Here is a 2,912-nt window from a genome sequence, read left to right on the forward strand (position 1 = left end):
TTAGTGGCCTTATTGCCAAAATCAAAAGAGCTTTTATCCAAATACGTGGCACTTGTGGTAAGTGTGTTTCAGTTATTTTTAGGTGTAATACTTTACCTCGGTTTCACTGCTACAAGTACCACCAAATATGACCTATCATCTTTTCAATATACAGAGTTTGCTAGCTGGATAAATCTGAGTTTGGGAAGTATAGGTAAACTATCTGCATCTTATCTACTAGGTGTAGATGGGTTAAATATCGCTTTGGTATTACTCACAGTGGTTGTTACTGTCATTGCAGTTATATCTTCCTGGAATCTCAAAACAAAAGTAAGAGGATATTTTAGTCTCTTTCTGCTACTCAACGCAGCCATAATCGGGTGCTTTGTTTCGCTCGACTTACTTCTTTTCTACCTCTTTTTTGAGTTTATGCTACTGCCAATGTATTTTCTGATTGGCCTATGGGGTGGGCCAAGAAGAGAATATGCATCAATTAAATTTTTCTTATACACACTTCTGGGATCAATATTGATCTTAATTGTGATGGTTGGCCTTTACATGTCAGTGATCGACCCGCAGGCTACAGCTGTAGAATTAAAAATGGCTGCTAACGTAGAGCAAGTGACTGAGGAGATGACAGCTGATGTGCAGCGCTTATTGGCAGCTGATCAAATTCCTGAGAATGCACAGGTACACACATTTAATATGCTACATATGGGCAATCAGGCCAATTACATTCCTGGTTCGTTGCTTGATTATAAAATTACGAGAGAGCTATTTGGACATAATGCACGAACGTTGGCTTTCTTAATAATCTTTATAGGCTTTGCCATAAAGATACCGGTGGTGCCACTGCATACCTGGCTTCCAGATGCCCACGTAGAAGCCCCGACCTCAATCTCGGTGATATTAGCCGCATTGCTGCTTAAGGTAGGTGGTTATGCTCTGATCCGCACCGGCTACCTGATTTTACCTGATGGAGCTGTTCACTACTCCTGGTTGGTGGGCTTTCTCGGAGTTCTTTCTATAATTTACGGGGCACTCAATGCCTTGGCCAGCAAAGATTTAAAACGACTGATCGCTTACTCATCGGTTTCTCACATGGGTTTTGTGTTACTTGGTTTAGCTTCAATGACATCAGAAGGAGTGAGCGGAGCTATTTATCAGATGGTAAGCCATGGCATTATATCAGCCGGCCTATTCCTAATCGCAGGAGTTATCTACGATAGGACCAATGACAGAATTATTCATAATTACTCAGGGTTGGCCACCATGATGCCAAAGTATACAGTGATTACAGTAGTCTTCTTTTTTGCTTCTTTAGGGTTGCCAGGATTTTCGGGCTTTATAGCCGAAATTTTTGTGTTGTTGGGTGCATTTAGCTCCTCAGTTGTCAATGGACTCATACCTAGGTGGATGATGATTGTAGCCTTGATAGGCCTGATTCTGAGTGCGGCTTATTATTTATGGACAATCCAGCGAATGTTCTTAGGTAAGCTTCATTTAAAAACAGAAAAAAAGGAGCTGACTGATCTTAATGCCAGAGAAATACTGATGTTTTTGCCGTTAGTTCTGGGCGCTTTGGCTTTAGGAATTTTTCCGGATCTATTGCTGGAGATGATCAATGGCTCTGTAAATACAATCATTGAATTTGTAGCTCCAAAATGATTATATATCGGTGACTGAGTTAAAAGACAAGCTATCAATCATAACGGAGAGTCTCAATTTTTTCACTCCGGAGCTCGTCCTTACGGGTTTAATATTAATCATTGTATTGGTCGACCTTATTGGTAAATCAAAGAGCTACATCCTCATTATTTCATTATCATTTCTAGGTGTTGGAGCTACTTTGGTTTTTGATATAAACCAATTCAATTACATGGAAGATCGGCCAATTCCTCTTTTTCTAAGTATGCTACAGCTAGATCAGGCAGCTATTATTTGGAAAATACTCTTAGACGTTGGCATGCTTTTGATCTTATTGTTAAACCTTAGAAGTGATACAAAGCATTATAAAGCAGAACTTATAGCCTTACTGTGTTTCATTTTGCTTGGAGCTCATACTTTGGTGATGAGTGTCAACCTGCTCATGGTGTATTTAAGTATTGAAATAATGTCTATTGGGGCCTATGTATTGACCACCTACTCCCTTAAAGCAAAAAACTATGAAGCCGCTATAAAATACCTGTTATTCGGAGGTGTGGCTTCCGCGGTGATGCTTTATGGCCTGTCATTGATTTATACTTATTCGGGTTCCCTTATATTTATCTCACCATTATTTACTGAAAACCTACTGGAAATAGACACTTTGCCACTTTTGCTCGCGGGCTTTATGGTCATTGGTGGTTTGTTGTTTAAAATTTCTGCAGTGCCATTTCACATCTGGACTCCGGATGTATATGAAGTTACTCCTACTCCTGTAGTCGCATTCTTTTCTCTTATACCTAAATTGGCAGGCTTTGCCATTCTCATCAAGTTGGTATTGGTTATCAATTTATTTGGTCTGGTACAGGTGCCATGGCCTAAACTTATGGGAGGGGTAGCTGTACTTACACTTACTGTAGGGAATTTCTCGGCTCTTTGGCAGCAAAATGTAAAAAGGATGCTGGCCTATTCTTCTATTGCACATTCTGGTTTTTTACTATTAGGCCTTGTGGCTTTTTCAGAAACAGGCTTTCAAAGTGTTCTATTCTATGCTGCTATTTATATCCTTATGAATGTGGCAGTTTTCTCACTCGTCAACTATTTTGAGAAAAATGGAGCTGTTTTCGTAGCTGATTACAAAGGGTTAATTAATACTTTTCCTGTACTAACCATATTCATGGTGGTAATTATGATATCACTTACTGGTCTACCTCCTACAGCAGGATTTACGGCCAAGCTCTTTGTGTTTTCTGCGATTTGGGAGAGTTACTCAACGAGTAGTGATGGTT

Annotated in this window: 2 protein-coding genes; both read left to right on the forward strand. The window is 39.7% G+C overall.

What is annotated here, in order from left to right; genetic code table 11:
• The coding region (locus E1176_RS02990; protein ID WP_155209095.1) for a complex I subunit 4 family protein at positions 1-1,647 on the forward strand (1,647 nt) is incomplete at its 5' end.
• 10 nt (positions 1,648-1,657) lie between these two features.
• The coding region (locus E1176_RS02995; RefSeq protein WP_155209096.1) for a proton-conducting transporter transmembrane domain-containing protein at positions 1,658-2,912 on the forward strand (1,255 nt) is incomplete at its 3' end.

The sequence above is a fragment of the Fulvivirga aurantia genome (genome assembly GCF_009711475.1).
Taxonomy (GTDB): Bacteria; Bacteroidota; Bacteroidia; order Cytophagales; family Cyclobacteriaceae; genus Fulvivirga; species Fulvivirga aurantia.